We start from the raw sequence: 22064 nt of genomic DNA, 5'->3' as shown, positions 1-22064 counted from the left end.
AAAACACCGTGTGGCCCCTCGCCATGGCGGGCGAGCCGGTCAGCGGTGTCCGGCGGTTCCGGTGGCGCGCTCCAGAACCTCCAGGACGATCCCGGAGAGCAGGGCGAGCTTGTGGGGGTTGCGAGCCGCCGGGGTACACCGGGCGGTGGCCAGCCCGGCCGCCCGGTCGAGAGGTTCCCCGGCCAGGAGCGCCTCCTCGACCTCGGGCAGGCGCACCGGGACGCGGGCGACGCCGCCCGCGGCCACCCTGGCGAAGGTGATCCCGCCTCTGTCCATGGCCAGCCGTGCCACCGCCTCCACCAGCGGCCACTCGGCCTCGGACCTGCCGATCGCCCGGTGGTAGGCGGCCCGCTCGCCCGGCACGGGCGGCGGCAGGACGACGGACAGCAGGATCTCCCCCGGCCCCAGCAGGTGGTCGCGGGTGGGGTCGGAGCCGTCCCCGTACAGGTCGCCGACCGGGAACGGGGCCGCACTGCGGACGTCATCGTGGGCACCGCCGTGCACCTCGGCCAGGGCGTCGCAGGCGAGCAGCGCCACCGCCAGCGACGACGGGTGCGGGGCTATGCACGGCCCGGTGTCGACGATCGCGGCGTTCGGGGCGAGCCCGGCGCGGGCCGGGCAGTGGTCGCCGCCGTTCTGGTGGCAGGAGAAGGACGGGCCGCGGAAGTACGCGCAGCGGTTGCGCTGCAGCAGGTTGCCCCCGACCGTGGCCGCCTCCCGGATCTGGGGCGTGGCCAGGCCCGCCGCCGTCAGCGTCAGGCAGGGGTGGGCGGCACCGAGGCGCGCGTCGCGGGCGACCCGCGCGACCGTGGTGAGCGCGCCGATCCGGACCGAGCCGTCCGGCTGCCAGGTGACGTCGGACAGGTCGGGCAGGCCGCGCAGGTCCACGTGTGGCCCGGCCGCGCGGCGGCCCATCAGGTCGGTGCCTCCGGCGCGGAACTCGCCCCCGCGCCGCACGGCGTCGCCGAGGTCGTCGAGGTCGGTGAGCGCGGTCATCGAACGCCTTCCGGTGCGCGGCCCCGGAACCGCCGTCCCGGGGAGAAGGTCGGCGGGACGGCTCCCTCGGGGAGCAGGCGGTACGGCCCTGTCGTGCGGGCGTCGGGGGCCTGCTCCGGGGAACGGGCCGGCCGGCGGCCGGCGACCGCGCGGATTTCAGGGTCCGGCTCCGGGGAGCGGGGAGCCGCCCCGGGGAGTCCGGGGGGCGGCTTCGGGGCGGAGGTCAACGGGAGATCCCTTCGAGGAGCCGGTCGGGGCGGATGGGCAGGTCGTGGGGGCGCCAGCCGGTGGCGTTGTGCACGGCGTTGCCCAGCGAGGCGGCCACGCCGACCGTGGAGACCTCGCCGACCCCGACACCGTGGCCGTTGACGTGCTCCCAGCCGTCGCGGTGGAAGTGCACGGTGATCTCGGGGGTGTCACCGATGCCGGGAATGCGGTAGTCGTCGAGGTTGGCGGTCAGCACGGTTCCGGTCACCGGGTCGACCAGGCGTTCCTCGTACAGCGCGTAGCCGATGCCCTGCACGACGCCGCCCTCGCACTGGCTGCGCGCCAGCCGCTCGGCGTAGATGTGGCCCACCGCGATCCCCGCCCACACCCGCAGCGGCCTGACGGCTCCCAGGCGGGTGTCGACCTCGACCTCGGTGACGTGGACGGCGCCGCTGAACCCCCGGCCGAGGGCCATACCGGCCACCGCGACCGGGGTCAGGTAGCCGCGCCGGTCGCGGCGGCGCCTGCCGACGACCCTGGCCCCGTCGCTCAGGCCCAGCTCCCGCAGGCGCCGCGCGGCGTCGCGTACGGCCGGGGCGACCGAGGCCGTGGTGCGGCTGCCGATGGAGGGCGGTCCGTGCACGGTGCCCGTCCTGCCGATCTCGACGCGGACGCGCTCGGCGGGCAGCGCGAGTTCCTCCCGCAGGACGCCGGCGATGACGCTGCGGATGCCGGTCCCGATGTCCTGGGTCGAGGTGGCGGCCACGACCACGTCGCCCTCGACGCGCAGCTCCACCTCGGTGGCGGGGTCGAGCATGTAGAGCCAGTTGGCGGCGGCCACCCCGACGCCCCTGCGGAAGCGGCCCGTCTGGGAGCCGGTCCGTGGCCGGTCGGCCCACAGCGGCAGGGCCAGTGCCCGGTCGTAGAGGGCGTGCCGTTTGCGGTTGCCGTCCCAGCGGCGGCGCAGTGCGATCGGGTCTTCGCCGCGACGGTGGGCGGCCTCGTCCACCGCCTGCTCCAGTGCCCAGAGCAGGGGTGGTGCCCCGGGTCCGCGGAACGGGGTGCCCGGCGGCTCGTTGGTGACCACGTCGTAGTCGCGGAGCCGCCGGGGCGCGGTGCCGTACATGAGGCGGGCCATCCCGGCGACCATCGATCCGATGGCCACGCCGCCGCGCCCGTGGACGTCCACGGTGAGGGCGGCGAGGTCGCCCCGGTCGTCGGTGAGCAGTTCGAGCGTGGTGCGGGTGCCGGGGCGGTTGCCCGCGTCGCTGAGCTCCTCGGCGCGGCTGAACACCACGCGCACCGGCGCTCCGCAGGCCCGCGCGAGTTCGACGGCCGCGACCGTCTCGACGGTGACGCCGGACTTGGCCCCGAAACCACCGCCGACGTGGTCGGCGACGACATGGACCCGGTCGGCGGGCAGCTTCCACCGCTTGGCGGCCTGTTCGGTGGCCAGTCCGATGGTCTGGGTGGACAGGTGCAGGTGAAGGTCGCCCTCGCCGTCCCAGCGGGCCACGCAGGCGTGCGGTTCCAGCGGGGTGTGGACCTGCACGGCGGTGGTGAACGTGCCGCTCACCAGGCGGGGGTCGGCGTCGCGCCGCGCGGTCTCGATCCGTTTGACGGCGGTGCGACCGCGCCAGCTCGCCCTGGTGAAGGGGCCGCGCACGTTGCCGTGCCAGTCGCCGGGCAGCTCCAGCCCCTCGCTGGAACTGGGGGCGCGCTTCCTGTCGGACTCGTCGTAGACGGGCGGGGCATCGGGCGTGTCGTCGAGCGCGGCGGGCATCGGGACGTAGCCGATCTCCGCGGCCTCCGCGATCGCCAGGGCCTCCCGGCGGGTGGCAGCGGCGACGGCGGCGACGGGCTGGCCCGCGTAGCGGACGGTGCGGTCGGGCGGCAGCAGGTCGATGACGTGTGCGGTGCCGGCGGTCACCGAGGTGACGCGGGCGTGTGCCCTGGTGGAGCGGATGACCACGCCTTCCAGCTGGCCGTCCAGGTGTACGTCGGTGGTGTAGCGGGCTCGGCCGGTGACCTTGTCCATCGCCTCCAGGCGGGCGGGTGTTCCCGCGGCGTCGTCGTGTTCTCCCCGGCAGGCGGCGGCGATCGCCGCGTGAATCCCCTCGTAGGCTCCGCACCTGCACAGGTGGCCCGCCATGGCGGCGGCGATCCGCTCGCGCGGCGGAGCGACATCGCCGTGCTCGGCGCGCCAGGCGTCGACGAAGGCCGCGGCCTCCACCACGAACCCCGGCGTGCAGTAGCCGCACTGCAGGCCGTCGTGGACCGCGAACGCCCGCTGGACGGGGTGGTCGAGGCCCTCCGCGGTGACGACCTCGCGTTCCTCCAGGACGGCGGCGGGCAGCAGGCAGCTCGCCTGGGGCGTGCCGCCCACCATGACCGTGCAGGCGCCGCAGACCCCGGTGCGGCAGGCGGCTTTGGCGCCGGTGAGGCCGAGCCCGTCGCGCAGCACGTCCACGGCGGCGTCGTCGGAGCCTGCGTCCACCGTGGCGGGGACACCGTTCACCGTGATCTTCATAGCTCTCCAGTTGACGTCGTCAACATCATGTTGACAGTGTCAACCAGCTACGTTGACATTGTCAACACGGGCTGCCGGGAAAGGTGCGGGCGCATGATGGACGACACCAGGACCCGCCTGGTCGAGAGCGCGCTGCGGCTGCTGCGCGAGGAGGGGCTCGACGCCGTGACGCTGCGCGCCGTCGGCGACCTGGCCGGCCTGTCCCGTACGGCCCCCTACCGGCACTTCACCGACAAGACCGCGCTGCTGGCCGCGCTCGCCGTCCGGGTCATCGCCGACCTCAGCGCGCACGTCGCCGCGGCGATCGCGCAGGAGGCCGACCGGCGCGACCGGCTGCGGGCCTTCTACCTGAGCTACGTCGAGTACGCCACGGCGCACCGTGAGGAGTACCGGCTGGTGTTCGCCTCGGAGTTCCTCGCGGGTCACCATCCGGAACTGGAGGAGGCGATCGACCAGGTGACGACGGCGCTCGGCATGGCGGGTGCCGGGGAGGGACCGGTGCCCAAGGCCCGGCTGATGGCCCTGCTTTCGACGGCCCACGGCCTCGCGGAACTCGCGGTGACAGGGCAGTTCGCGCACAAGGGAATCGGGTACGGGGACATCGTCGACGTCCTCGTGTCCACCCACGGGGACTGACGACCCCGGCTCACCGCTTCCCGCTGAGCTCCTCGCGGATTCCCAGCAGGATCTCGCGGGTGCGGGTGACCGGCTCGGCCTCGATGCACAGGCGTTCCATGACCTCCAGGTAGCTGTCGACGTCGTCGCGCTTCTCCAGGTAGACGGCGCTGGTGAGCTGCTCCAGGTAGACCACGTCGGGCAGGTCGGGCTGGGCGAATCGCAGGATGCTGAAGGGCCCTCCGGCCGCGGCGTGCCCACCCACGCTGAAGGGCACGATCTGGACCGTCACATTGGGCAGTTCGAGCGCCGTCAGGATGTGGTCGATCTGCTCGCACATCACCTGGACCCCGCCGAGCGGGCGGCGCAGCACGGCCTCGTCCAGCACCGCCCACAGGTGGGGCGGCGCGGAGCCGCGCAGCAGCCGCTGGCGCGCCATGCGCAGCCGCACCCGGCGGTCCAGTTCCTCCCGGGAGGCCGAGGGAAAGCCCAGTTGGACGACGGCTCTCGCATACCCCTCGCTCTGCAGCAGTCCCGGTACGAACTGGACCTCGTAGTTGCGGATGCCGGTGGCCGACTCCTCCAGCCCCACGTACGTCTCGAACCAGTTGGGCAGCACGTCGTTGTAGTTGTGCCACCAGCCGGTGAGGTTGGCCTTCTCGACGAGGGACAGCAGCGGCTCCCGCTCGTCCTCGCTGGTCACGCCGTACAGGGTGAGCAGGTCCGCGACGTCCCTGATCCGGAAGCTGACCCTGCCGAGCTCCATGCGGCTGACCTTCGAGTGCGAGGCCCGGATGGCGTTCCCCGCCTCCTCCAGGGTGATGCCCCGGTGCTCGCGCAGCCGGCGGAGCTGCGCTCCCAGGACGATCCGCAGCACCGTGGAACTGCCCCTCGGCACAGCCATGGGAGTCGGAACGACCGGCTGATCGTCGGCGTGAGGTGTGATCATCTACAGTCCTTTGGGCACGGAGTGCGAGCCTGTTCCAACTTTCCTGCGGCGATCGCGACCCTTCACGCTACTCCGCCCGCCAAGCCCAGACCATAGAGAATTTTATTCTTCAACCACCCCCTGCCGACGGTCAGGCGATCAGGTCGTCGAACTCCCCGCCCTTCACCCCGCGCACGAAGGCGTCGGCCTCGCGGCGCGTGTAGATCAGCGCGGGCCCTTCGGGATCGCGGGAGTTGCGCATCGCGACCCTGCCGTCGGGGAGCTCCGCGAGTTCCACGCAGTTGCCGCTGGGGTTGCTGAAGTGACTCTTGCGCCAGACGATGCCGCCCATCAGGGCTGCCGGCATGCCGTTGTACAGCTGGTTCATCCTCGCCTCTCACCGATTAGGGAGGGAAACAACACCACGAGCATAGAGCTTTTTGTGCAGATGCACGTGCATTTGTACTTGCCTATGCACATTACGGCGTGCAAGATGACTAGACGGATCGCCCTTGCCACACGATCTCCCACCCCCAAGGTCGTCGATGACTGGTTACCAGAGACATGAAGCCACACCCATCCGAGCTGAGATCGGAGGGTGGGAACGGTGGTTGTCGATGCTCGACCACCTACTGCCCCCGAGCGGCCTGCCTCCCTGGACCGGCGGCGAGAGCCATGTCAACCGGCTGCAGATGGCCGTACGCAGCTTTCGCCACGATCCGTGCGCCGCACGGACCGCCCGTGAGTTCACCGCCGGCGCCCTGAGGGCATGGGAGCTGGAGCAACTGATCGACGACACCGGTGTCGTGGTCTCCGAACTCGTGACCAACGCCGTACGTCACGGCACGCGGGGCGTCCAGCACTCCCGGGCCTGCCCCGAGGTCAAGGTGATCCTCTGCCACACCGAACGCTCGATGCTGTGCGCGGTCACCGACCCCAGCGACCAGGAGCCCTGCCTGCGCGAACCCGACTACGAGGCGGAGAGCGGCCGGGGGCTACAGGTGGTCGACGGCGTCAGCGAGATGTGGGGCTGGGCCCCCCTGGAGACCCGCGGCAAGGCGGTGTGGGCGGCCTTCGCCCTCCCCGGGAGAGGGGGGCGCCACCTGGAGGCCTGCCACTGAGCGCGACGCGGCCCGTCACCGGCGAAACGGCGCCCACCCGGAGCGCAGGCAGCCGAGCATCAGGAAGATACGTCCCTAGAAAGGGGTATTGATCGGAAATACATCATCTCGTGGCCTGAGGGCCGATAATGTCCGCTGAAAGCCGCACCGCCGGACGGAGGACATCATGGCGTCGCCGCAACCTGAGCGCCTCAGGTTCGACCCCACGATCCCGAACGCGGGCCGGATAGCCGACTACTTCCTGGGTGGCAAGGACAACTTCGCCGCCGACCGCGACGCCGCGCGGGTGGCACTCGAACTGGCCCCCGAACTTCCCGCCATGTCGATGGAGGGACGCAGGTTCCTCGGCCGCGTAGTGCGGTTTCTCGCCGAGACCGGCATACGCCAGTTCATCGACATCGGCTGCGGACTGCCGACCCAGGGCAGTGTGCACCAGATCCTGCACGGCATCGCTCCCGACGCGCGGGTCGTCTACGTCGACAACGACCCGATGGTCGTCGTGCACGCCCGGGCTCTCTTGAAGGAGGACAGCCGGGCCACGGTCATCGAGGCCGACGCCCGCGACCCGGAAGGTCTGCTGGCCCATCCCGGCCTCACCGACGTGGTCGACCTCGACCGGCCCGTGGCGATCCTCCTCTTCTCGTTCCTGACCGACTTCCCGGACGACGCCGAGGCCGCGCGGATCACCGCCACCCTAAGGAAGGCCATGGTCCCGGGCAGCTACATGGCCATCTCCCACGCCGTCTCGGACCTGTGTCCCGAGAGGACCGCGAAGCTCGCCGACCTCTTTCAGGACCGTGGGTCGATCACCGGCCCCCGCCGTGCGAACCTGCGGACCATAGCCGAGGTCGAGCCTTTCCTCGATGGGCTGGAACCTGTCGAGCCGGGCCTCGTCTACATTCCCCAGTGGCGGCCGGAGGGCGCGGTGCCCCACCGGCCGGACTCCGTCTGGGTCGTCGGCGGAATAGGCCGTAAGGAATAGACTGCCCCGAAAAAACAGCTTGGCCCCTCGATCGTTACCCACGCCCTGGCAGTCGGGTGTCACCGGACCCTGCCGGGGAGGACGTCAGAGGCAGCAGAGGAGAGAACAGATGAGCGACGCCGACCGGCGACCGGCGGCCGGCCTGAACACGAGCGTGCCCAACGTCGCCAGGATGAACGACTACTTCCTGGGGGGCAAGGACAACTTCGCCGCCGACCGTAAGGCCGCCGAGGAAGTGCTCGCCATCGCGCCGGAGATCAGGACCATGGCCCAGGAGGCTCAGGCCTTCCTGCGCCGGGTGACGAGTTATCTCATCGAGCAGGGCATGACCCAGTTCGTCGTCCTCGGTTCCGGGCTGCCCACCCGCAACAACGTCCACCAGGTGGCCCAGGCGATCGCGCCGGACACCCGTGTGGTCTACGTCGCCACCGACCCGGTCGTGCTCTCCCACGCCCGCGCCATGCTGGCCACCAACCCCCACACCACCATCGTCGAGGGTGACGTGCTGCACCCCCGCGAGTTGCTCAACGATCCCGAGCTGCGGCGTCTGATCGACCTGGACCTGCCGGTGGCCGTCCTGATCCTGTCGGCCCTGCAGTTCATCCCCGACGAGGACGACCCACACAAGAACGTGGCGATCCTGCGCGACGCGGTGCCCACGGGCAGCCACTTCGCCATCGGCCACGTCGTCTTCGACACGCGCCCGGAGGCGGCGGGTCCGCTGGTCGACATCTACCGGAAGGTCCTCAGCCGCCATGAGGACGCCTCCCGGCGCAGTGACCAGGTGCTGCGCTTCTTCGACGGGCTGGAGCTGGTCGAGCCCGGCCTGGTCTACGTCCGCCACTGGCGCCCCGACAACCCGCTGGCGACGCAGGGCCGGGAGAAGACCTGGACGATGGGCGGGGTGGCCCGCAAGACCGAGGACTGACCCACCACCGGCCCGCCGGGCCGCACCGTCCGGCCGTTCTCGGCCATCGGTCTTCGTGACCCGCACGGAACCGGCCCTCGCGCGGCCGGGCGATCGGAGCGCCCGGCGAGAGGTCAGCCCGTGGCCAGGAGGTCCTCGCGCTCGACGGCCTCCAGGGAGAGCGTCTTGTAGCCGACCTCGTCGAACAGCACGGTGATCCGGTCGCTCTCCCTGCTCATCACCACCCCCGCGCCCCAGGCGCTGTGCCGCACCCTGGCGTGCATCTCGAACGGACCTCCCGCCTCGGCCTCGGGCTCTTCGGCGACACCCGCCCTGCAGGTGTCGCAGGCCTCGCAGGTGCGTTCGCGCGGCTCGCCGAAGTACTCCAGCAGGAACCGGCGGCGGCAGCCCGTGGTCTCCGCGTACGCGCGCATCATGTCGATCCGCGAGTCGTCGATGCGGCGGCGGGTGTCGTCCAGCTCGACGGCGCGCGCCGTGGCCGCCTCGGGCGCGGGCCCGCCGGGTGCCGGGCGCAGGTCGCCCTCCCCGGTGACCTCGATCGCGTTCGCCCGCTCCAGCAGGTTGACCGCCCGGGTGAGCCGGGTGGCGCCGATGTCGAGAAGGTCGCGCAGCTCGCCGGCGGGTACGGTGCCGCCGTGCTCGTGGACCAGCGTCGCGACCCGCAGCAGGAGTTCCTCGTCGGCCCGTCCCCCCGCGAAGAACCTGCGCAGCCCCAGATCCTCCGGGCGGTAGAACAGCACCGCGGCGGCGGGCTCGCCGTCCCGCCCGGCGCGGCCGATCTCCTGGTAGTAGGAGTCCGGCGACTCCGGCGGGGAGGCGTGCAGTACGAACCGCACGTCCGGCTTGTCGATGCCCATACCGAACGCGGAGGTCGCCACGACGACGTCCAGCTCGTCGTCACGGAACATCTCGTGGATCCTGTGGCGCTCGGCCGCCTTCATCCCCGCGTGGTACGCCTCGGCCCTGCGACCGGCCTCGCGCAGCGCGGAGGCGTACTCCTCAGCGGCGCGGCGGGTGGCGACATAGACCAGCCCGAGCCCTGAGCGGGACGCGGCGTCCTCCACCAGCGCCCGCCTCAGGTCCTCCTGGGCGACGAAACGGCGCACCTCCAGGTCGATGTTGGGCCGGTCGAAGCCTCGCACGATCTGCCGGACGTTCCTCAGGCCGAGGACCGCGACGATCTCCTCGCGCACCGCCGGGGAGGCCGTGGCGGTCAACGCCACCACCGGAGGGTGGCCGAGCCGCTCGATGACCTGTCCCAGCCGCAGGTAGTCGGGCCGGAAGTCGTGGCCCCAGGCCGACACGCAGTGCGCCTCGTCGACGGCGATCAGCGAGGGACGCGCGGCGCGCAGCCGCTCGACCGTCTCCGGTTTGGCGAGCTGCTCGGGTGAGAGGAACACGAACTCGGTGGTGCCCGCGCGTACCGCCTCCAGCGACGCCTCGCCGCCGGACTGGGTGGAGTTGACCGCGACCGCCCCTCCCGCGTCGGCCTCGGCCAGCCCGGCGACCTGGTCGCGCTGGAGGGCGATCAGCGGTGAGACGACCACGGTGGGGCCGTCGAGCAGCAGCGCGGGCACCTGGTAGACGGCTGATTTGCCGCTGCCGGTGGGCATGACCACGAGGGCGTCGCCGCCGTCCAGCAGGTGACGCATGGCGTCAAGCTGTCCCGGCCGCAGGTCTCGCCAGCCGAAGACCTTGCGGGCCACCGTCCGCAGCCTTCGCGCCCTAGGCCCGAACCTGTCCTTGATGCCCATGACCTCCGCCTTCCCACCGTGTGACCGCCAGTTACCCGCGGATCGGGGTGCTAGTCACACGAGGTGGGCATGACCGAAAGGCGGACACGGGTGGGTCGCGCACGGGACGGGCACGCAGTGAGCGCCGGGCGGGTACGAGGCGGGAAGCGGTGAGACGAGGGACGGGCTCAGGTGAAGTCGAGGAATGGAGTGGGCGGGTGAGGGGCGCCCTCACGGACGCCCCCTCCGTCGGCCGGATCACGGCGTGGCCTGGTGGGTCGGTCGTGGCCCTTACCACCACTGGGCTCACTTGGGCTTGAGCACCCCGTCGATGAGGTAGACGACGGCGTTGGAGGTCTGGATGTCGCCGCAGACCACCTTGGCGTCGTTGACCGTGTACTCCTCACCGGAACCCTTGACCTTCAGCGTGCCCCCCTCCATCGTGGTCAGCTCGCCCTCCGCGAGGTCCTGTGGAGTCTTCTTCCCCTCGACGACGTGGTAGCCCAGGAGCTTGGTCAGCTTCTCCTTGTCGCCCAGGAGCTTGTCGAGCTTCTCCTTCGGGATCTTGTCGAACGCGGCGTTGGTGGGCGCGAACACCGTGATGTCCTTGGCGGAGTTGAGCTTCTCGGCCAGACTGGCCTGCTCGATCGCCTTGGACAGCGTGGACAGGTCGGGGCTGGAGGCGATGGCGGTGGCGACCGGCTGCGTCGCCATCTCGCTGGGACTTCCCGCCCCGCTGGTGGGCAGGGAGGCGCAGCCGGGACCGAACGGCTCGGTCATCATGGCCGAAGGCTCGGGCGATCCGCTCTCACCGGGCATCATGGATTCCGTGGGCGCGGCGGTCTCCTCGGGAGCCGGTGTGGGAGAGGTGATGCGCGCCGGAGCGGCGACCGCCTGCGCGGCGGGGACGGCGGACAGGGCGAGCACGGTCAGGGCCGATGCCAGAAGAGACTTCTGCTTCACGGTTATCTCCTTGCTTGGGCGGATGAGCCACCGGGGTCCGTCGGCCGGTTCCCGAGCCACTCATGTGCTGTATTGGAGATCAATTCCCTGAGATTTGGTGCTAAATGCCCCATTAGAAGACTCTTGACCACATATCTCCCGAGAAAGAGGGCCATTTTCCACCCGGCAGAGCGTTAATTCAGGCGCGCCCTATCCCCGTACAGTGGGGGGATGAGCCCAAAGATCGCGACCAACGAGGTCGTCTCACACGACCGGCTTCTGGATTTCCTCCGTGATCGCCACCACGCGCTGGTCATCACGACACGGCGCGACGGCAGGCCACAGGCGTCCCCGGTGACCTGCGGCGTCGATGCCGAGGGCCGCATCGTGGTGTCCACCTATCCCGAGCGCGCCAAGGCCTCGAACGCCCGCCGCGACCCCCGGGTGAGCATCGTGGTCCTGTCGGACGACTTCGACGGCCCCTGGGTGCAGGTGGACTGCGCGGCCGAGGTCCTCGACCTGCCCGACGCCCTCGAACCGCTGGTCGACTACTACCGGTCGATCTCCGGCGAGCACCCCGACTGGGAGGAGTACCGCGCGGCCATGACCCGGCAGGGCAAGTCGCTGCTGCGTCTCACCCCCGAGCGCTGGGGCCCGATCGCCACGGGAGGCTTCCCCGCCCGGCTGGCCTGAGCATCACTCCAGGCGGCAGGACGGCACCGGCCGTCCTGCCGCGGCCGGAGACCTGAGCGGCCTCCGGCCACGGGCCCCTACCCCAGCTTCACGGTGATCTCTCCGCCGAGCCGGAAACCGCCGGTCAGCTCGAGGTCGTCACCACTCCAGAACCGGCCCGGGTCGTACCAGTTCGGCCTGCGGCCGCCGGGCAGGAGCCCCATGGCCTCGTAGGTGACCGCGACGACCTCGGCGCAGTAGGCGCTCTCCAGAGCACTCTCCCCGGTGCCCCGCTTGAAGATCCTGGGCACCCGCCCCTTCGCCCAGCGACCGGCGAGCCTGGCCGTCGACGGGAACGGCGTGCCGTCCAGCCGGGCGACGGTGCGCAGAACGGCGTCCTCCATCTCGTGGGTGACCTGTGGCTCCAGCTGCCTCAGCCAGCCGCGCTGACCGTATCTGGTGGCCCAGACCGTGACCGCCTCCTGCAGGTCGTGCAGCTGCACGCCGCGCTGGTTGGTCCCCGACCACAGGTCGGGCAGGGACCGGCCCAACTCGGCGTGCCACATCATGGGAGGCATGTCCTCGATGACCACCGACATTCCCACATGGTTCACCGGGCTGTTCGTCACGGTCTGGATGGCTCGATCGGGCACCGTTCGGCCGCGGAACAGCCACACGTCGCCGGTGCGGGTCAGGTTCACTGCCTCGTCGAGGCTGATGCTCTTACCGGACATTCCGCTAGCGTAGGCACATGCGATGGTGGAAGGTACTCGGTCTGGCAGGTGTCGCAGGTGTCGCGGCCACGGGAGTGGTGATCGTGCGAGCCGAGCGCCGACGGCAGGCCTACACCCCGGACGAGATCCGCACCCGCCTGCGCGCCCGCCTGGCGGAGTCCTCAGAGGGCGGCCCCGAGGCCGTCGCCTCCGCCGACCGGAACCCCTGACCGTTCGGGCGCGGACGTCCGGGGATCAGCCGAAACGGATCTCGGCCGGATCCCACCCCTCAGGCAGCGGTGCGGGCACCGGGCAGGTACTGGCGATCTTCACGAACTCGGCCCGCTCCGCGGACTCCGCGACGGCGATCATCGTGTCGAGGACGTGCAGGCCCAGCTCACCGGTGGCGCGGTGCGCCCTTCCCTCCCGGATGGCCTGGGCCATGTCGAGCACGCCCAGACCGCGACCGGCCTCGGTGCCCGTCGTGGGAGCCGGCACCCATTCCTCGTCACCGGTCCGGCGCAGCCGCACCTCGCCGCCGAACGTGTTGGGATCGGGTACCCGCATGGTCGCCTCGGTGCCGGTGATCTCGATGAACCCGGCGCGGCGGAGCGGCGAGTCGAAGCTGAAGATCATCGTGGCCGCCTGGCCCGCGGCGAACTCCAGCAGCGCGGTCGTGTGGGTGGGAACCACCGCGGGAAAACGCGTGCCCGCCCTGGGCCCTGAGCCGATGACCCGCTCGTCCCTGGCCCTGCGGCCGACGGCGGCCACCCGTTCCGCCGGGCCGAACAGGGTCACCAGTGCCGTCAGGTAGTAGGGGCCCATGTCGAACAGCGGCCCGGCCCCCGGCTGGAAGAAGAACTCAGGGCTGGGATGCCACGACTCGGGGCCCGGACTCTGGAACAGGGTCAGGGCGGTGAGCGGCGTGCCGATGGCCCCCTCGGCCACGAGCCGGGCCGCGGTCTGCAACCCCGCGCCCAGAAAGGTGTCGGGGGCGCTGCCCAGGAGCACCCCCGCCGACGCGGCGGCCTCGACAAGTTCCGCCCCGGACTCCCTGTCCACCGTGAACGGCTTCTCGTTGTAGACGTGCCTCCCGGCCAGAACGGCGGCGAGCGCCACCTCGGCGTGCGCGGACGGGACCGTGAGGTTGATCACCAGCTCCACGTCGGGGTGTGAGATCGCCTCCTCCGGTGCGGCCGCCGTCGGCACGCCGTAGCGCGCCGCGACCTCTTCGGCACGTGCCCGGTCGAGGTCGGCGCACGCCACCACCCGCACGCCGGGGAAGGAGGCGAGGTTGCCCAGGTACTGGTGGCTGATGTTCCCGCAGCCGACGATCGCCACTCCGAGCGGTCCGGTCATGAGCTCACCCGCCCGGCGGCGACAAGGCCGGTCAGGTAGGCGTGGCTGTCGGCCAGCGCCTGGAGCATGTCGGTGGCACAGTGGTCGAGCTCCACGATCCGCACCGCGTCCGGAGCGGTGTTCAGCGCGTCCACGATGGGCACCTCGCCCGAGCCGACCGCGGTCATCGGGCCCTGGAGGGTGGCGGGCCCGTCCTTGACGTGCAGGTGGCTCACCCGCTCGCCCAGCCGGGCCAGCAGCCCCGAGGGGTCGACCCCGCCGGTCGCCGCCCAGTAGAGATCGACCTCCAGCAGCACCGAGGGGTCCAGCAGGTCGGCCAGCACCTCCAGCGCGGGACGGCCCTCCACCCGCTGCTCCAGTTCCCACCAGTGGTTGTGGTAGCCGAGCCGCAGGCCGTGGTCCGCCGCCTCCCTGGCCACCTCGCCGATGGTCCTGGCCGCCCGCTCCAGCTCCTGTCTGCCGGCGAACCACTCGGCGGGGGCGGCGGGCACGATGACGGTCGGGGCGCCGATGGCCACGGCGGCGGCCAGCGCCGTCGCGCGCCGCTCGTCCAGCAGCGGGGCGTGCACGCTGCACACCGCGAGCCCGGTCTCCTCCAGCTCCTCGCGGAGCCCATCCGGGTCGAGGTGCGCGTCGTACGGTTCGACCGCGCCGTACCCCATCTCGGCGATGCGGCGCAGCACGGCGCGGCGGTCGACGGCCGCCTGTTCGCGCACGGAGTACAACTGGACGGCTATCGGGCTCATCGGCTCTCCTTGAGGACCAGTGCCGCGGCGCCGTACAGGCCGGCGTCGCGTTCCAGACGGGTGCGCTCGACGTTCAGGCGGTGCAGGAAGCCGAGGCCCGCCTGCTTGGTGACCGCCTGGCGCAGCGGGGTGAGCAGGGTCTCGCCCGCCCCGGAGACGCCGCCCCCGATGACGACGTCGTCGATGTCGAAGAGCGCCGCCGTGGTGAGGATCGCCACGGCCAGCGCGTCGGCGGCCCGCTGGAAGGCCAGCTGGGCCACGGGGACTCCGCGGGCGGCGTCGGCCGAGAGCGTACGGGCGTCCGTCGGGGTACCGGGCTCGCCCCAGCCGTTCGCCAGCGCCCAGCGGACCATACTGGGGCCGCTGGCGATCGTCTCCAGGCAGCCGGTCGCCCCGCATGGGCAGAGCTCACCGCCCCGGTCCACGGAGATGTGCCCGATGTGCCCGGCGTTTCCTGTCGGTCCCAGGTACGGCACCCCGCCCAGAACCAGCCCGCCGCCCACACCGGTGGAGACCACGATGCCCAGCAGTGCCCGGGAGCGCGAGCCGTGTCCGCCCCGCCACCACTCCCCCAGCGCCATGCACTGCGCGTCTCCGGCGAGTGTGACGGGAAGGCCGGGAAGGAGCCCGCGCACCGTGCCGACCAGCGGGAAGTCACGCCAGGAGGGGATGTTCACCGGGCTGACCGTGCCGGCGACGGCGTCAAGGGGGCCCGCGGAGCCGATGCCGACCCCGCTCAGGCCATCTGTGCCGGTACCGTCGCCGACGCCCGCGCCGACGTCGCGGACCAACGAGGCCAGCGTCGCGGCGGGGTCGCTGCCGACCGGCAGTTCCACCCTGCGGACCATGGTGCCGTCCGGCCTGACCAGCGCGGCGGCGAACTTGGTGCCGCCGATGTCGATCGCGAGGGCGGTCACCGGCCGGCCCCTCGGGCGCGCCGGCGCGCGGGGGGACGACCGGTGGCCACCGGGAGCGCCACGTGGCTGTGCAAGGGGATCCTCCGGTGATCAATAGAACCAAAGAGTACGTTCCCCCAGCGACCGGGCAAACAGGCTGAAGGTACGACGCCACTGACAACGTTGTCAACGATGCGTGGGCAGCACCTGGCACCGGTCCGGCACATCGGCCGGACAGCTTGCGGAAACTGTCCGATTCAGGGGTAGATACGGTTAGCTCAGGAGTGACGTGAGGAGACTGTGTTGACGCACGAACGCGCGGGTCAGCCCGCCGAGCCGTCCGATCTGGTCGATGTGGCACGCCTGGTGACGTCCTACTACGCGCTGCACCCCGACCCCGGCGAGGTCGGCCAGCGGGTGGCGTTCGGGACGTCGGGACACCGGGGCTCCTCGCTGAACGTCGCGTTCAACGAGGACCACATCCTCGCGACCAGCCAGGCCATCGTGGAGTACCGGGCCGCCCAGGGCGTCGACGGCCCGCTGTTCCTCGGTGCCGACAGCCACGCGCTGTCGGAACCGGCCCGGGTCTCCGCCTTGGAGGTCTTCGCGGCCAACGGGGTGACGGTCATGATCGACAGCCGGGACGGCTACACCCCGACACCGGCGGTCTCCCACGCGATCCTGACCCACAACCGGAAACGCGCCGCGGGCCGCGCCGACGGTGTGGTGGTGACCCCCTCGCACAACCCGCCCGGCGACGGCGGCTTCAAGTACAACCCGCCGCACGGCGGCCCGGCGGACACCGACGCCACCACGTGGATCCAGGACCGGGCCAACGCGTTGATCGCCGGAGGGATGAAAGAGGTCAGGCGGCTTCCGTACGTCAGGGCGCTGGCCACCGACACGACCGGCCGCTACGACTTCCTCGGTCACTACGTGGACGACCTGCCCTCGGTGCTCGACCTTGACGCCGTACGGGAGGCGGGGGTGCGCATCGGCGCCGACCCGCTGGGCGGGGCGAGCGTCGCCTACTGGGGGGAGATCGCCGAACGGCACCGGCTGGACCTGACGGTGATCAACCCGCAGACCGATCCGACGTGGCGGTTCATGACGCTGGACTGGGACGGCAAGATCCGGATGGACTGCTCGTCACCGTACGCGATGGCCTCGCTCATCGCCGGTCGCGACGCCTTCGACGTCTCCACCGGCAACGACGCCGACGCCGACCGGCACGGCATCGTCACCCCCGACGCCGGTCTGATGAACCCCAACCACTACCTCGCCGTGGCCATCTCCTATCTCTACTCCCACCGGCCCGGCTGGCCCGCGGACGCGGGAGTCGGCAAGACGCTGGTGAGCAGCCGGATGATCGACCTGGTGGCCGCCGCGGAGGGCAGGCGACTGGTGGAGGTCCCCGTCGGGTTCAAGTGGTTCGTCCCGGGCCTGCTGGACGGCTCGCTGGGCTTCGGCGGCGAGGAGAGCGCCGGAGCCTCGTTCCTGCGGCGCGACGGCGAGGTGTGGACCACCGACAAGGACGGTCTGATCCTGGCGTTGCTCGCCTCGGAGATCATCGCGACCACCGGCCGTTCACCGAGCGAGCACTACACCGACCTGGTGGCCAGGTTCGGCGACCCCGCCTACGCCCGCGTCGACGCCCCCGCGACCCGGCAGGAGAAGGCGGTGCTCGCCAGACTCTCGGCCGAGCAGGTCACCGCCGACACCCTCGCCGGGGAGGCGATCACGCAGGTGCTCACCTCCGCCCCCGGCAACGGCGCCGCCATCGGCGGGCTCAAGGTCTCCACCGAGAGCGCCTGGTTCGCCGCCCGTCCCTCGGGCACCGAGGACGTTTACAAGATCTACGCCGAATCCTTCAAGGGAACCGAGCACCTGGCACAGGTCCAGCGGGAGGCACGCGACCTGGTCTCGGCGTCCCTGAGCAAATGATGACGAGGTGAACACGTGCCGGGCGGCCGAGTCGCGGGTGCGTCCCGTGAACCCGTCGCAGACCGTCGGCCGCCCGGCCGTGTCGCTCCTTCGCCTGGTCCTCCTGGTGATCCTTCCTAGGGTCTTCGCCCGCGGGGACCTCGGTCGCGCGGCCCCGCCCCCAGCCGCCGGCAGCGCAGCGCCACCCAGCACCCGGCCCCGACGCCGATCAGCGCGGCCAGCGCGTACACCACCTTGATGGCCGCGTCCGAGACGTAGCCGTTGCCGGCGACGAGGACGGCCATGAGCAGCGCCGCCAGCAACCCCACACCCGCGCCTCCCACGATGCCGAGCAGCCCCGCTCCCAGCGCGCGCGGCAGGCGGCCCCTGCGACGGGGCACCGGCACCATGACGGTCATGATCCGGCCCACGACGAGGGCGGGGTCGTCGTCGATCCCGCCGGCGACGAGTTGGACGGTCACCCCGCCCCGCTCGGGTTCGCTCAGGCAGATCCACTGGCGGTCGTCAAGGAAGACGGTGGCCCCGCCCGCGCCGGGAACGATCAGCCACAGGAACGGCGTGCCCTCGGGAAACGCCCTGACGCCGTGGCGGGCCGTCGGGGCGTGCAGGTCGAGCGCGGCGCCAAGGGCTCGCAGCGCCACCTCCTGACCGGATTTACCCACGGTGGCCTCCCTCCCCATCCCTTCGTAGCGCACGCCTGCCGCCTGCTCCAAGGATCCCGGCGGGGAGCGTTCAGGTGGAGCTCACACGGGGGACCTGCCACGGGGACGGGCCCCGGAGGGGGAACCGTCCACGGCGGAGAGACCGGCGAGGCCGTGCCCGCCACGAACCTCGGCGGCGCGGCAGCGGCGAACCTCACGCTCCATCACATTCGGGGCCTGCCCGCAGGCAGGGGCAACGAACGCGATGAGGTATGTCGTTCACGAAAGAACAGGCCATTTCTCCACAAAGAGCGGCGAGGGCGCGAGGGAAAGGCCCCCTCCCGCGCTAGGGGGCCTCCGGGAAGGTTCGGGGATCCGCCCGGTCCGTGACCCGTTTGAGCTCGAAGAACGCCTCCTCGGTGGCGAGCACCCTGAACGCGTCCCAGAGCCGCCCGGCCCGCTCACCGACCGGGATCTCACTGATGACGGGGCCGAACTGCCCGGCGTGCCCGTTCACCGAGATGGTCGGGACGCCGATCAGCGACTGGTTCTGCTTCCCGGCCGGCACCAGGGCGTGCGAGGCGTGGATCGCGTCGTCCCAACCGGGGTCGGTTCTCGCGGCGAGAAGCCCGGCGGGCAACCCGGCGTCGGCCAGCGCGGCGGCGATCACCGGCGCCAGACCCTCCATCGCGGCCCGCCAGTCGGTGAGGCCGCCCTCGCGGGACCGCTGGAACAGGCCGCCCGCGCCGTGGTAGCGGGTGCCGAGCGCGGTGTAGAGGTCGCCGACGGCGACGTTCCCCGCCGCCTCGCGCGCCGCGGCGAACACCCGGATGGTGCCCCGGCCGAGTTCGACGATCTCGCGGTACTCCTCCGACATCTCCTGTCCCTCGTTGAGCACCGCCAGGCTCATCTCCCGCCAGTTGACCGTGATGGGACGCACCTTGCCCACCTCCACGATCCAGCGGGAGGTGATCCACGCCCAGGGGCAGCCGGGATCGAACCAGAAGTCGACCAGATCCTCGCTCACGGCGATCCTCTTTCCTCGGAAGTCCTCACCTCAGGATGGGACCTCAACCGCGATGGAGGTCAATAGCGAGCCGGAGATCACCGGAGCGCGTGGAGAAGGTGGCCGCGTCAACGAACCCTGCCGTGTGCCACCCTTCATCCGCGGCGGCGTCACGAACGGCTGATCGGATCTGGGGGTACCGCACACCGGCGAGGCATGCCCGACGGCCGCGGAGCCGGCGGCGCGGGCCTCGATCGAGAGAATGACAAAAAGCTACTTTAAAAGCAGTCACTACGAAGAAAAGCGCCATCAATGGGTACCCTGCTCTGGGACGCCTCCCGCCGCCGACCTGTCCGAAGACGCCTCCCTCGACCGAGAAGGTGACCGCATGCCCCACCGCAGCCCCGATCTGGCCCGGCTGGCCATGACCGTCCTCCAGCCGGGCTTCGACGGCATCGAGCCTCCCGGCTGGCTGCGCCGCGCGCTCGGCGAGGAGGGCCTCGGCGGGACGGTGCTGTTCGCCAGGAACCTCACCGGCCCCGCCCACACGGCCGAACTCGTCGCCCGGCTGCGCGCGGAGAATCCCGCCGTGGTGGTCGCGGTGGACGAGGAGGGCGGGTCGGTCACCCGCCTGCAGGCCGCGAGGGGCAGTTCGTGGCCGGGTAACCGGGCACTGGGTGTGGGCGACGACGTCGAACGGACCCGGCTGGTCGCCCGGGAGATCGGCCGTCTCCTCGCCGCGGCCGACATCACCCTCGACTACGCCCCGGTGGCCGACGTCAACGCCAACCCCGCCAACCCGGTGATCGGCGTCCGCTCCTTCGGCCCGGACCCGGAGCTGGTCTCCAGGCACACCGTGGCCTGGATCCTGGGACTTCAGGACGCCGGGGTCGCCGCCTGCGCCAAGCACTTCCCCGGTCACGGCGACACCCACACCGACTCCCACCATGCCCTGCCGACCGTGCACGCCTCCCTGGAGCTTCTGGCCGAGCGCGACCTGCCGCCCTTCCGCGCCGCGGTGGCAGCCGGAGTACGGGCCGTCATGTGCGGCCACCTGCTGGTCCCCGCCCTCGATCCGGACAACCCCGCGACGCTGAGCCAGCGGATCATGACCGGGCTGCTCCGCGAGGAGATGGGCTTCGACGGCATGATCGTCACCGACGCCATCGAGATGCGCGCCGTCGCAGCCCTCCACCCGCCGGGGGAGATCGCGGTCCGCGCCCTGCTGGCAGGGGCCGACGCGATCTGCGCGGGCATCTCCTCCCCCGGTGGCGAGAGCGTCCACGAGTTGCGCGACGCCATCGTGGACGCCGTGCGGGAGGGCAGGCTCCCCGAGGAGCGGCTGGCCGAAGCGGCCTCGCGCGTGCTGGCCCTGTCCCGCTGGTACGCCGCGAGCGGCGCCGCGCGGGCACGGGACGGGGACGGCCCGGGAGACGAGGAACTCGGCCTGAGGACGGCCCTCGCCGCCATGCGCGTGGTCGGCACCCCACCGCCGCTCTCCGGACCACTGCTGGTCGTCGACATAGCGCCCCGGCTGAGCCAGGCGGTCGAGCCGGGTACGCCCACCGGCCTCATCGGCGCCTTCAGCGAGCTGATGCCGGACACCACCGGGTACGTCGTCACCGCGGACAGGCCCGAGCTGCCCGAACTGTCCGGCCCCGGCGGCGGGGGGCGCCCGCTGGTCCTGGTGGTACACGACGCCTGGCGTCACCCCTGGGTCAGGGACCTGCTGGCACGGGCCGTCACGCTGCGCCCCGACGCCATCGTGGTCGAGACCGGAGTGCCCGGCGAGCCCACCGGAGCCGTGTACGTGACCACCAACGGCATCTCCCGAGCCTCGGCCCGCGCCGTCGCCCACTGGCTGACCACTGACCCGGAAGGCGCTCGTTGACCTCCTCCCCGCGACCGAGTCCAGGAGATCCCATCCCTCATCGGCGGCCGTCCGCCCTGCCTGAGCCGGCCGGGTCCCATCTCTCCCCCACCGGCGTCCCGCCTCTCCGCCGGCCCGACGGCGAGAGCACCACGCGGCGTGCTTCGGTAGCTTGGTTATCGCCGGCGCCGAACACCCCACAGAACCATGCGGCACCGCGCCACCTTTCCTCCCCAGAACCAGAGCTCGGGGTCTCCAGGCCCAAGGAGATTTGATGAACGTCCTCGACGGCCCCACCCCCGTGAACCTGGTGGCCACGGTGAGGGCCGTCCTGCCCTCGCTCACCCCCGCGGCCCAGGCCATCGCCCGCCTCATACTCGACGATCCCGGCATGGTGGCCCGCAGCACCATCACCGAGTTCAGCGCGGTCTCCGGGACGAGCGAGGCCACGATCGTGCGCACCGCCAGGGCCCTGGGCTTCGCCGGATACTCCCAGCTGCGCTTCGCGCTGGCCGCCGCGGTGGCCAGGGACCAGCCAGAACGGCTGGTCCCCGGCGACCTCGGCCCCGACGACCCGCTGACCGACGTGATCGCGAAGGTGGCCAGGGCCGAGGCGGAGGCGCTGGCCGACACCGCGGCGCAGCTCAACCCCGACCGGCTGGGCGCGGTGGTGGAGGCACTGATCGCAGCACGCAAGATCGACGTCTACGGAGTGGGCGCCTCCGGGCTCGTGGCGGCCGACATGGCGCAGAAACTGATGCGGATCGGCCTGCCCGCCCACGCCTTCACCGACGCGCACCTGGCGCTGACCAGCGCGGCACTGGTACGGGCGGACGACGTGGCGGTGGTGGTGAGCTGCACCGGCGAGACCCCCGACGTGCTCGCACCGCTGCGCGTCGCGCAGCGGGCGGGTGCGACCACGGTGGCCATCACCAACAACCCGCGTTCCTCCCTGGCCGAGCTCACCGACCACGTCCTGGTCTCGGCCGGCCGGGAGACGGTCTTCCGTCCGGGGGCGCTGGCCAGCCGGATCAGCCAGCTCCTGATCGTCGACTGCATCTTCGTCGGCATCGCGCAGCGCACCTTCGAGACCTCGGACGCCGCGCTGCGGGCCACCAGGGACGCCATCGACGGGTTCAGAGCCGACCACCGCCGCCGGAGCAGGTAGCGCGCCGGGCCGGAGAGCCCGAACACGGTCGTGCCGGCCGCCGTCGTCTTCGCCGCGATCGCGGACG

The 22064-nt window shown here is 71.7% G+C and carries 21 protein-coding genes; 9 read left to right on the top strand and 12 right to left on the bottom strand.

Annotated elements, in window-relative coordinates; all coding sequences use genetic code 11:
• Positions 1–39: 39 nt before the first annotated feature.
• Both ACFQVD_RS07920 and ACFQVD_RS07915 read right to left on the bottom strand, forming a co-directional pair.
• Positions 40–996 (bottom strand): FAD binding domain-containing protein, encoded by a 957-nt coding sequence (locus tag ACFQVD_RS07920; protein WP_386368443.1) that lies wholly within the window; start codon positions 994–996, stop codon positions 40–42.
• Positions 997–1219: 223 nt separating this feature from the next.
• Positions 1220–3733: a molybdopterin-dependent oxidoreductase gene (locus ACFQVD_RS07915; RefSeq protein ID WP_364152850.1), complete on the bottom strand. Its 2514-nt coding sequence runs from the start codon at positions 3731–3733 to the stop codon at positions 1220–1222.
• Between the two features lie 93 nt (positions 3734–3826).
• Between ACFQVD_RS07915 and ACFQVD_RS07910 the strand changes: the two genes are divergently transcribed.
• Positions 3827–4369: a TetR/AcrR family transcriptional regulator gene (locus ACFQVD_RS07910; RefSeq protein WP_343977206.1), complete on the top strand. Its 543-nt coding sequence runs from the start codon at positions 3827–3829 to the stop codon at positions 4367–4369.
• 10 nt (positions 4370–4379) lie between these two features.
• Here ACFQVD_RS07910 and ACFQVD_RS07905 read toward each other — a convergent pair whose 3' ends face one another.
• Both ACFQVD_RS07905 and ACFQVD_RS07900 read right to left on the bottom strand, forming a co-directional pair.
• Positions 4380–5297, bottom strand: a complete 918-nt coding sequence (locus ACFQVD_RS07905) for a helix-turn-helix domain-containing protein (RefSeq protein ID WP_343977209.1) — start codon at positions 5295–5297, stop codon at positions 4380–4382.
• Between the two features lie 130 nt (positions 5298–5427).
• Positions 5428–5664 carry a DUF397 domain-containing protein gene (locus tag ACFQVD_RS07900; RefSeq protein WP_343977212.1) on the bottom strand — a complete coding sequence of 79 codons (237 nt, stop codon included), beginning with the start codon at positions 5662–5664 and terminating at the stop codon, positions 5428–5430.
• Between the two features lie 229 nt (positions 5665–5893).
• Between ACFQVD_RS07900 and ACFQVD_RS07895 the strand changes: the two genes are divergently transcribed.
• The 3 genes from ACFQVD_RS07895 to ACFQVD_RS07885 all read left to right on the top strand — a co-directional run bounded on the left by ACFQVD_RS07895 (position 5894) and on the right by ACFQVD_RS07885 (position 8307).
• Positions 5894–6397, top strand: a complete 504-nt coding sequence (locus ACFQVD_RS07895) for an ATP-binding protein (RefSeq protein WP_343977215.1) — start codon at positions 5894–5896, stop codon at positions 6395–6397.
• Between the two features lie 166 nt (positions 6398–6563).
• Positions 6564–7379 carry an SAM-dependent methyltransferase gene (locus ACFQVD_RS07890; RefSeq protein WP_343977218.1) on the top strand — a complete coding sequence of 272 codons (816 nt, stop codon included), beginning with the start codon at positions 6564–6566 and terminating at the stop codon, positions 7377–7379.
• Between the two features lie 109 nt (positions 7380–7488).
• Positions 7489–8307, top strand: a complete 819-nt coding sequence (locus ACFQVD_RS07885; RefSeq protein ID WP_343977220.1) for an SAM-dependent methyltransferase — start codon at positions 7489–7491, stop codon at positions 8305–8307.
• Between the two features lie 113 nt (positions 8308–8420).
• On the opposite strand, the gene ACFQVD_RS07880 is transcribed toward ACFQVD_RS07885, so the two are convergent.
• Together ACFQVD_RS07880 and ACFQVD_RS07875 are read right to left on the bottom strand one after the other, a co-directional pair.
• A complete protein-coding gene (locus ACFQVD_RS07880; protein WP_343977223.1) occupies positions 8421–10061 on the bottom strand; it encodes a RecQ family ATP-dependent DNA helicase in 1641 nt (546 codons plus the stop codon).
• A gap of 285 nt (positions 10062–10346) precedes the next feature.
• Positions 10347–11003: a fasciclin domain-containing protein gene (locus ACFQVD_RS07875; RefSeq protein ID WP_343977226.1), complete on the bottom strand. Its 657-nt coding sequence runs from the start codon at positions 11001–11003 to the stop codon at positions 10347–10349.
• A gap of 210 nt (positions 11004–11213) precedes the next feature.
• On the opposite strand from ACFQVD_RS07875, the gene ACFQVD_RS07870 reads away from it, so the two are divergent.
• On the top strand, positions 11214–11675 hold the full coding sequence (locus tag ACFQVD_RS07870) for a PPOX class F420-dependent oxidoreductase (RefSeq protein ID WP_343977229.1): 462 nt from the start codon (positions 11214–11216) through the stop codon (positions 11673–11675).
• Between the two features lie 77 nt (positions 11676–11752).
• Here ACFQVD_RS07870 and ACFQVD_RS07865 read toward each other — a convergent pair whose 3' ends face one another.
• Positions 11753–12388 carry a hypothetical protein gene (locus ACFQVD_RS07865; RefSeq protein ID WP_343977232.1) on the bottom strand — a complete coding sequence of 212 codons (636 nt, stop codon included), beginning with the start codon at positions 12386–12388 and terminating at the stop codon, positions 11753–11755.
• A gap of 17 nt (positions 12389–12405) precedes the next feature.
• On the opposite strand from ACFQVD_RS07865, the gene ACFQVD_RS07860 reads away from it, so the two are divergent.
• Entirely contained in the window at positions 12406–12597 is a 192-nt protein-coding gene (locus ACFQVD_RS07860) for a hypothetical protein (RefSeq protein WP_343977234.1), read from the top strand.
• A 25-nt stretch (positions 12598–12622) separates the two neighbouring features.
• On the opposite strand, the gene ACFQVD_RS07855 is transcribed toward ACFQVD_RS07860, so the two are convergent.
• From ACFQVD_RS07855 to ACFQVD_RS07845, 3 genes are read right to left on the bottom strand one after another with little or no spacing between them, the layout of a single operon-like run.
• Positions 12623–13726, bottom strand: coding sequence for a Gfo/Idh/MocA family protein (locus ACFQVD_RS07855; RefSeq protein ID WP_343977237.1), 1104 nt, complete (start codon positions 13724–13726; stop codon positions 12623–12625).
• Positions 13723–14472: a sugar phosphate isomerase/epimerase family protein gene (locus ACFQVD_RS07850; protein WP_343977240.1), complete on the bottom strand. Its 750-nt coding sequence runs from the start codon at positions 14470–14472 to the stop codon at positions 13723–13725. The genes ACFQVD_RS07855 and ACFQVD_RS07850 overlap by 4 nt, the downstream gene beginning before the upstream one ends.
• Positions 14469–15389 (bottom strand): ROK family protein, encoded by a 921-nt coding sequence (locus ACFQVD_RS07845; protein ID WP_343977243.1) that lies wholly within the window; start codon positions 15387–15389, stop codon positions 14469–14471. Before ACFQVD_RS07845 ends, ACFQVD_RS07850 begins: the two co-directional genes overlap by 4 nt.
• Positions 15390–15671: 282 nt before the next feature.
• Here ACFQVD_RS07845 and pgm point away from each other — a divergent pair, with 282 nt between their 5' ends.
• The gene (gene pgm / locus ACFQVD_RS07840; RefSeq protein WP_343977247.1) at positions 15672–17312 is read left to right on the top strand and encodes a phosphoglucomutase (alpha-D-glucose-1,6-bisphosphate-dependent); all 1641 of its coding nucleotides are present in this window, start codon (positions 15672–15674) and stop codon (positions 17310–17312) included.
• Positions 17313–17428: 116 nt separating this feature from the next.
• On the opposite strand, the gene ACFQVD_RS07835 is transcribed toward pgm, so the two are convergent.
• Both ACFQVD_RS07835 and ACFQVD_RS07830 read right to left on the bottom strand, forming a co-directional pair.
• A complete protein-coding gene (locus tag ACFQVD_RS07835; RefSeq protein ID WP_343977250.1) occupies positions 17429–17974 on the bottom strand; it encodes a hypothetical protein in 546 nt (181 codons plus the stop codon).
• A 325-nt stretch (positions 17975–18299) separates the two neighbouring features.
• Entirely contained in the window at positions 18300–18980 is a 681-nt protein-coding gene (locus ACFQVD_RS07830) for a DsbA family protein (RefSeq protein WP_343977253.1), read from the bottom strand.
• A 367-nt stretch (positions 18981–19347) separates the two neighbouring features.
• Between ACFQVD_RS07830 and ACFQVD_RS07825 the strand changes: the two genes are divergently transcribed.
• Together ACFQVD_RS07825 and ACFQVD_RS07820 are read left to right on the top strand one after the other, a co-directional pair.
• Positions 19348–20850, top strand: a complete 1503-nt coding sequence (locus ACFQVD_RS07825) for a glycoside hydrolase family 3 protein (protein ID WP_343977256.1) — start codon at positions 19348–19350, stop codon at positions 20848–20850.
• Positions 20851–21103: 253 nt separating this feature from the next.
• Positions 21104–21997, top strand: coding sequence for a MurR/RpiR family transcriptional regulator (locus ACFQVD_RS07820; RefSeq protein WP_343977259.1), 894 nt, complete (start codon positions 21104–21106; stop codon positions 21995–21997).
• Positions 21998–22064: the final 67 nt, after the last annotated feature.

Origin of the sequence: Streptosporangium amethystogenes subsp. fukuiense (genome assembly GCF_042665875.1) — a bacterium.
Lineage (GTDB): Bacteria > Actinomycetota > Actinomycetes > Streptosporangiales > Streptosporangiaceae > Streptosporangium > Streptosporangium fukuiense.
The sequence above is the reverse complement of the archived record's forward strand: the minus strand, read 5'-3'. Positions and strand labels throughout refer to the sequence as shown.